This window comes from Streptococcus pseudopneumoniae, from assembly GCF_001072315.1.
GTDB classification, from domain to species: domain Bacteria; phylum Bacillota; class Bacilli; order Lactobacillales; family Streptococcaceae; genus Streptococcus; species Streptococcus pseudopneumoniae_R.
This window is the reverse complement of record NZ_JVLI01000080.1, coordinates 1-7,830: the sequence shown is the minus strand read 5'-3', so window position 1 is coordinate 7,830 and position 7,830 is coordinate 1. Positions and strand designations below refer to the sequence as shown.

7 protein-coding genes are annotated in these 7,830 nt (G+C 39.6%); 6 read left to right on the top strand and 1 reads right to left on the bottom strand.

Annotated elements, in window-relative coordinates:
- The first annotated feature begins 59 nt into the window (after window positions 1-59).
- The 3 genes from ADH54_RS03830 to ADH54_RS03820 all read left to right on the top strand — a co-directional run bounded on the left by ADH54_RS03830 (window position 60) and on the right by ADH54_RS03820 (window position 1,479).
- Window positions 60-554 carry a YiiX/YebB-like N1pC/P60 family cysteine hydrolase gene (locus tag ADH54_RS03830; protein WP_049524109.1) on the top strand — a complete coding sequence of 165 codons (495 nt, stop codon included), beginning with the start codon at window positions 60-62 and terminating at the stop codon, window positions 552-554.
- A complete protein-coding gene (locus tag ADH54_RS03825; RefSeq protein ID WP_049524108.1) occupies window positions 538-1,188 on the top strand; it encodes a DUF1803 domain-containing protein in 651 nt (216 codons plus the stop codon). The genes ADH54_RS03830 and ADH54_RS03825 overlap by 17 nt, the downstream gene beginning before the upstream one ends.
- Before the next feature lie 99 nt (window positions 1,189-1,287).
- Window positions 1,288-1,479, top strand: a complete 192-nt coding sequence (locus ADH54_RS03820; RefSeq protein WP_049524107.1) for a CsbD family protein — start codon at window positions 1,288-1,290, stop codon at window positions 1,477-1,479.
- Window positions 1,480-1,526: 47 nt separating this feature from the next.
- Here ADH54_RS03820 and ADH54_RS03815 read toward each other — a convergent pair whose 3' ends face one another.
- On the bottom strand, window positions 1,527-2,972 hold the full coding sequence (locus ADH54_RS03815) for a UDP-N-acetylmuramoyl-L-alanyl-D-glutamate--L-lysine ligase (RefSeq protein WP_049524106.1): 1,446 nt from the start codon (window positions 2,970-2,972) through the stop codon (window positions 1,527-1,529).
- A 105-nt stretch (window positions 2,973-3,077) separates the two neighbouring features.
- On the opposite strand from ADH54_RS03815, the gene ADH54_RS03810 reads away from it, so the two are divergent.
- The 3 genes from ADH54_RS03810 (at window position 3,078) to ADH54_RS03800 (ending at window position 7,621) form a co-directional block, all read left to right on the top strand.
- Complete coding sequence (locus tag ADH54_RS03810; RefSeq protein WP_049524105.1) at window positions 3,078-4,703, top strand: putative polysaccharide biosynthesis protein; 1,626 nt, start codon at window positions 3,078-3,080, stop codon at window positions 4,701-4,703.
- Between the two features lie 191 nt (window positions 4,704-4,894).
- The gene (locus tag ADH54_RS03805; protein ID WP_049524104.1) at window positions 4,895-6,853 is read left to right on the top strand and encodes a peptide ABC transporter substrate-binding protein; all 1,959 of its coding nucleotides are present in this window, start codon (window positions 4,895-4,897) and stop codon (window positions 6,851-6,853) included.
- 312 nt (window positions 6,854-7,165) lie between these two features.
- Window positions 7,166-7,621: a hypothetical protein gene (locus ADH54_RS03800; protein ID WP_049524103.1), complete on the top strand. Its 456-nt coding sequence runs from the start codon at window positions 7,166-7,168 to the stop codon at window positions 7,619-7,621.
- The last annotated feature ends 209 nt before the right edge of the window (window positions 7,622-7,830 follow it).

Genomic DNA, 7,830 nt, shown 5'->3' with positions numbered 1-7,830 from the left:
GCTGTACTTGAGTACGGTAAGGCGACGCTGACGTGGTTTGAATTTGATTTTCGAAGAGTATGATTTTTGTGAGAGATGAGTCGGACATGGGACAGGCTATCCAGACTTCCACAGGCAACTATAACCATGTTGCCATTTATTTGGATGGGATGATTTATCATGCTAGTGGAAAGGCGGGTGTTATCTGTCAGGAACCAGCAGACTTCTTTGAGTCCAATCACTTATACGACCTCTATGTTTACCCAGAAATGGATATCCAGTCTGTGAAGGAAAAAGCTAGCAAACATCTGGGAGCTCCTTATAATGCTTCTTTCTATCCAGATGGAGAAGGTTTTTACTGTTCCCAGTACATGGCAGAAATCCTACCGATTTTTGAGACCATACCTATGAAATTTGGAGATGGGGAGCAGGAGATTAGTGATTTTTGGAGAGAGTATTATAGAGAACTAGGTTTGCCTGTTCCTCTGAACCAAGCTGGGACCAATCCCAATCAATTGGCAGCATCGCCTCTGTTAGAATGTAAAGAAAGGAATCTTCATGATTCAGATTTTTAATCCATCTCGTTTGACGAGACAGCCATTTTTTGGAGAATTGATCCGCTATCTGGACCAGCATGATGATGTGATTCTACGGGAAATCAAGGCTCAATTTCCAGATGTAGCAGTTGACAAACTCATGGAAGAGTATATAAAGGCAGGCTTGATTCTACGAGAAAATAAGCGCTATTACCTTAATCTTCCTATGCTTGAATCACTCGATAGTCTCGAACTGGATCAAGAGATTTTTGTCAGCGAAGATAGTCCGGTCTATCAAGCTTTGTTGGAGCAGACTTTTGAGACAGAATTACGAAATCAAACCAATGCTGCTATTTTAGTTGAAAAGACGGACTTTGCGAGATCAAAAATGACCCTGTCTAATTATTTCTACAAGGTCAAACATCAGTATCCTTTGACAGAAAAACAACAAGAACTTTATGCTATTTTGGGAGATGTTAATCCTGATTATGCTCTCAAATATATGACGACTTTTTTGATCAAATTTCTCAAAAAAGATCAACTGATGCAGAAACGCCGTGATATCTTTGTAGACAGTTTAGTCGTTCTAGGCTATATTGTTCAAAATGAAGATGGAAAGTATGAGTTGGCCGTCGATTTTGATAAGGAAAGATTAACTTTCTACTTGGACTGATTGCTTTTTCTGAGCACATTGTTTGACTTTATCTACCGATAAGTTTATACTAATGTAACCGATAACACATATCGGAATAAAACTAAAGGAGACAATCATATGTCACTTGAAAACAAATTGGAACAAGCAACAGGCGCTGTCAAAGAAGGATTTGGTAAAGTTACTGGGGATAGCAAGACTGAAGCAGAAGGCGCTGTAGAAAAGACAGTTGCTAAGGCAAAAGAAGTAGTTGAAGATGCTAAAGGTGCTGTAGAAGGTGCCGTTGAAGGTTTGAAAAACGCTTTTAAATAAAAATAGAAAAAATCAAGGGTTTCATTTTCCCTTGATTTTTTCTATTCTTATAAATAATTTTCTGCTACGGCGGCATCTCCAGGATAGGCTTCTTTTTTTCCTTGGACGATTTGGTAGCAATCAGCTCCCTTACCAGCAATAATGACAGCATCTAATTCTTGATTTGTGATAGCCATAGCTGCCTTGATGGCTTCTTGGCGATCCGCAATTTTTTCAACAGGATGATTGATGTAGCTACTAATTTCATCTGCAATGGCCATCGGGTCTTCATAATTGGGGTCATCAGCAGTCAAAAAGACTTGAATCTCAGGATGTTGATTGAGGAGGAGGCCAAAGTCCTTACGACGACTTTCTCCCTTATTTCCTGTCGAACCTAAGACCAGAGCAATCTTTCCAGTTTGATGAGTTTCTACAACATTGATGAGTTTTTTCAGACTATCCCCATTGTGGGCATAGTCGATGAAGACCTTGGCTCCATTTTTCTGAGTGAGGACTTCCATGCGACCAGGAACACGAGTTGCAGCAATTCCTTTTTTGATGTCCTCAAGACTAGCTCCGAGACGGAGACAAGCAAGTCCAGCAGCAACGGCATTTTCTTGGTTGAAGTGACCAATCAGTTGAATATCATAATCACCAGCGAGTTTACCAGTAGCTGAAAAGCTAAAGGCTTTGGAATTCTCGATTTGATTATTTGATTGGCTACCGTAGAAATCATGGTCTTGATCTGCCACTTGTTCTTTCAAGACAGAAAAGTGGTCCATGTCACTGTTAATGATGACTGCTCGGCTATTTTCCATCAAGAGACGCTTGTGGTAGAAGTAGTCTTCAAAGCTAGGGTGTTCAATCGGGCCGATATGGTCGGGGCTGATATTGAGGAAAACTCCCACATCAAAGGTTAGACCATAGACACGTTTGACCAGATAGGCCTGACTGGAGACCTCCATGATGAGGTGGGTACGGTCATTTTGCACAGCTTGATGCATCATATCAAAGAGGTCAATACTCTCGGGGGTTGTCAACGCTGACTTAAAGAAAGTCTTGCCATCAAGAGTTGTATTCATGGTCGACAACATAGCAGGTCGATGCCCTTGAGATAAGATGTTATAGGCGAAATAGGCTGCTGTTGTCTTACCCTTAGTACCAGTAAAGGCAAGGAGTTTGAGTTTTTCCTGTGGATTACCATAGAACTCCATGGCAATCAAACTCATGGCTTTCTTTATATCGTTCACAATGATGACAGGGATACCGACTTCGTAGTCCTTTTCAGCTATATACCAAGCTAAACCTTGTGTTATAGCAGAAAGAAGGTATTCTTTTTTAAAGGCAGCGCCTTTTGCAAAAAAAAGAGTGTCTTCTGTTACTTTTCGGCTGTCGTAGCTGATGCTATCAAAAACAACTTTGCTGTAGTTGTAGTGGTAGTGTCCTTGGTCGATAATCTCGCGGAAGAGACCATCTTTCTTTAATATATCTAATACGGTTTCAATTTTTATCATACTTTCTATTGTAAACCGAAAGTCGCAAATTTACAAGTAACAAGGAAAAGTTTATAATGGAAGATGAGGAGTTTTTCCTAGTTATCAAAATTGAATGAGGAATCTATGTCGCACGAAAACAATCACCAGCAGGCCCAGATGTTACGGGGGACTGCTTGGCTAACGGCTAGTAACTTTATCAGTCGCCTACTCGGGGCTATTTACATTATCCCTTGGTACATCTGGATGGGGTCTTATGCAGCTACGGCCAATGGTCTCTTTACCATGGGTTACAATATCTATGCTTGGTTCTTGCTGGTTTCAACAGCAGGGATTCCGGTTGCAGTGGCCAAGCAAGTTGCCAAGTATAATACCATGCGAGAAGAAGAGCATAGCTTTGCCCTGATTCGGAGCTTTTTAGGCTTTATGACGGGACTAGGTTTGGTTTTTGCTTTAATCTTGTATGTCTTTGCTCCTTGGCTAGCAGACTTGTCTGGCGTGGGCAAAGACTTGATACCGATCATGCAAAGCTTGGCTTGGGGAGTCTTGATTTTCCCATCTATGAGTGTTATCCGAGGATTTTTCCAAGGGATGAATAACCTCAAACCTTATGCCATGAGCCAAATCGCTGAGCAGGTCATTCGTGTTATCTGGATGCTCTTAGCAACCTTTATCATTATGAAGCTCGGTTCAGGAGATTACCTAGCAGCCGTTACCCAATCAACCTTTGCGGCCTTTGTCGGTATGGTAGCCAGTTTTGCAGTTTTGATCTATTTCCTTGCCCAAGAAGGATTACTCAAAAGAGTCTTTGAAACAGGAGATAAGATTAATAGCAAGCGTCTTTTGGTTGATACCATTAAGGAAGCCATTCCTTTTATCTTGACAGGGTCTGCTATCCAGCTCTTCCAGATTTTGGATCAGATGACCTTTATCAATAGTATGAGCTGGTTTACCAACTATAGTAATGAAGACTTGGTTGTCATGTTTTCTTATTTCTCAGCCAACCCAAATAAAATCACTATGATTTTGATTTCTGTTGGGGTTTCGATTGGGAGTGTCGGTTTGCCACTTTTGACTGAAAACTATGTCAAGGGGGACTTGAAGGCAGCTTCTCGTCTGGTTCAGGATAGCATTACCATGCTTTTCTTATTCCTGCTACCAGCAACGGTTGGAGTGGTCATGGTAGGAGAACCCCTCTATACTGTCTTCTATGGCAAGCCAGATAGTTTGGCCATGGGCTTGTTTGTCTTTGCAGTTTTGCAGTCTACTATTTTAGGCTTGTACATGGTCTTGTCTCCAATGCTTCAGGCCATGTTCCGCAACCGCAAGGCAGTTCTCTATTTTATCTATGGTTCCATTGCCAAGCTGCTCTTGCAACTGCCAACCATTGCTCTCTTTCACAGTTACGGGCCTTTGATTTCTACAACAATCGGTCTCATTATTCCTAATGTCTTGATGTATCGGGATATTTGTAAGGTAACAGGTGTCAAGCGCAAGGTGATTTTAAAGCGAACCATTTTAATCAGTTTGTTAACTCTTTTCATGTTTCTTGTAGTTGGGACATTGCAGTGGATTTTAGGATTTGTATTCCAACCAAGTGGACGTTTGTGGAGCTTCCTTTATGTAGCTCTTGTCGGTGCCATGGGTGGAGGAGTATACGGAGTCATGAGTCTCCGTACTCGTTTGTTAGATAAGGTGATTGGAAAAGCCCAAGCAGATCGCCTGCGAGCAAAATTTAGAATTTCTCAATAATTTTTTATAAATAAAAGGGATAATTTGAACATTTCTATCATGAAATGCTTGAATTATTCTCTTTTTTATTATTTTGTAGAATAATTTCTACAGTTTGTAGATGTAATGATTAATTTTTTTAAAAAACCCATTGACTAAATAAAATACGAGTTGTATAATAAAACAAATATTTAAATCAGGAGGTTCTGGAGATGAAAAAGTCTAAGGCCAAGTATGCAACGCTTGCAGGTGTCGTGTTAAGTGCAGGTATTTTGTTAAGTGCCTGTGGAAATTCTAGCACAGCATCAAAAACATACAATTATGTTTACTCAAGTGATCCATCTAGTTTGAACTATCTAGCAGAAAACCGTGCAACAACAAATGATATTGTGACCAACCTGGTAGATGGTCTCATGGAAAATGACCAATACGGGAACTATGTGCCATCCTTGGCAGAGGATTGGAGTGTTTCTAAGGACGGTTTGACCTATACCTACAAACTTCGTAAGGATATTAAGTGGTATACTTCTGAGGGAGAAGAATATGCACCTGTAACTGCCCAAGATTTTGTGACAGGTTTGAAATATGCGGCTGATAAAAAATCAGAAGCCTTGTACTTAGTGCAAGAATCCGTTGCAGGTTTAGATGACTATATCACTGGTAAAACAAGCGACTTTTCAACTGTCGGAGTCAAGGCTCTTGATGACCAAACCGTTCAATACACCTTGGCTCGACCAGAATCTTACTGGAACTCAAAAACAACCTCAACGATTCTCTTTCCAGTCAATGCAGATTTCTTGAAATCAAAAGGGGATGATTTCGGGAAGGTAGATCCATCTAGCATTTTGTATAATGGACCTTTCTTGATGAAATCCTTTGTTTCAAAATCTGTCATCGAATACAAGAAAAACCCTAACTACTGGGATGCTAAGAATGTCTTTGTAGATGATGTGAAATTGGCCTATTATGATGGTAGTGACCAAGATGCACTGGCTCGTAACTATGTAGAGGGAGCCTATAGCTATGCCCGTCTCTATCCAAACAGTTCAAGCTTTGAAGGAATTAAAGAAAAGAATAAGGACAATATCATTTATAGCTTGCAAGATACCACTTCTTATTTCTTAAACTTTAACCTGGATAGAAAATCTTATAAATTCACTTCAAAAACAAGTGATGCTGAAAAGAAATCGACTCAGGAAGCAGTTCTAAATAAAAACTTCCGTCAAGCCATTAACTTTGCCTATGACCGTACAGCTTACGGGGCCCAATCTCAAGGAGAAGAGGGGGCAACTAAGATTTTGCGTAACCTCGTCGTTCCTCCAAACTTCGTAAGTATCAAGGGAAAAGACTTTGGTGAAGTAGTAGCCTCTAAGATGGTCAACTATGGCAAGGAATGGCAAGGAATCAACTTTGCAGATGCCCAGGATCCATACTACAATCCAGAAAAAGCTAAAGCTAAATTTGCTGAAGCTAAGAAAGAACTCCAAGCCAAAGGAGTCCAATTCCCTATACACTTAGATAAAACTATAGATTTGGCTAATAAGGCTGAAATTCAAGGAATCAATTCCATGAAGCAATCAATTGAGTCTGTCTTAGGTGCAGAAAATGTTGTGATTGATGTCCACCTACTTTCTACAGAGGACTATGATAGTTCAGGTTATCTAGCTCAAACTGCAGCTCAGAAAGATTATGATCTTTACAACGGTGGTTGGAGTGCAGACTATCAAGACCCTTCAACCTATCTTGATGTATTTAATGTTAATTCTGGTGGTTTGATGCAAAATCTAGGTATAGAGCCAGGTGAAGCCAATGACAAGGCTAAGGCTGTTGGGCTGGATATCTACACTCAAATGTTGGAAGAAGCTAATAAGGAGCAAGATCCAGCTAAACGTTATGAAAAATATGCTGATGCTCAAGCTTGGTTAGTAGATAGCTCTCTAGCAATTCCAAATGTTTCACTAGGCGGAACACCAACATTGAGAAAAATTGTTCCTTTCTCAACACCATATTCATTGGCTGGTAATAAAGGGGTTGAATCCTATAAATACCTCAAATTACAAGATAAGACAGTCACAAAAGACGAATATGAAAAAGCCAAAGAAAAATGGTTGAAAGAAAAAGAAGAATCTAATAAAAAAGCTCAAGAAGAATTGGCAAAACATGTGAAATAGGGATTTTTCAAGAAAAACGATGGTTTCGAAAGAAGCTGTCGTTTTTTAATAGAATGATAGTAAATTTGGAAGAAAAATCTCACATTTTTTTCTTTGTTTCTTGAATTTATGTTATAATGAATATAACAAAAATGTGAGAAACTATTTTCGAAAGTCTCTTCCAGTGTTAACTGAAGTATGCACATGCTAGGATGATTTAATAGGAGGGATGCTGTCTACTAAAAAATAAGATAAAACGCAACAATTGATAAGTTCTTCTTTATGTGAAGAGTTTTTATCGGCCTGTTTACTAATCGTTATGGAGGTATCATCATGGGCGCTATTATGGAGTTTGCAACAGAAAAACAGATTGCATCATTTCTGTCAACTTGTCGCATTGAAGGGCAAAAGAATTTTCTGATGGCCTTCAAGAAAAAGACATGGCTGAAATCCTTTATTGATTTCTTCGTTGTAGGAGGAAGTTACTATGTTCAGTCGAGTGTGAAGCCTAAAATTCTGGCATTCACACCTAAGGGGATCTATTTGATGGACATCAGTGATGTAACTGAGAATCGTTTTAATCAAGTCCTTGAGATGCCTTGGAATCAAGTTAAAGATTTTACTTATAAGCCAGTCTTGAATACAGTTAGGCTGAACTGGAACTATCAAAATGAAGCCTATATTTTTTCCGTGGATGTCGGTCAGATTAGTCAGCATGTGGGCCAATATCAATTTAACAAAGAGCATTATGATTATTTATCCCAACAGGATTTCTTTCAGTCTAAGTAAGCCCTAGCAATCATTTTCACAAAAGAATCTGGAAGCTTTTCTGGATTCTTTTTAGTTTTACTAGCTAGTACTCAATGAACATCAAAGAGCAAACTAGGAAGCTAGCCGCAGGTTGCTCAAAACACGGTTTTGAGGTTGTAGATAAGACTGACGAAGTCAGCTCAAAACACGGTTTTGAGGTTGTGGATAGAACTGACGAAGTCAGCTCA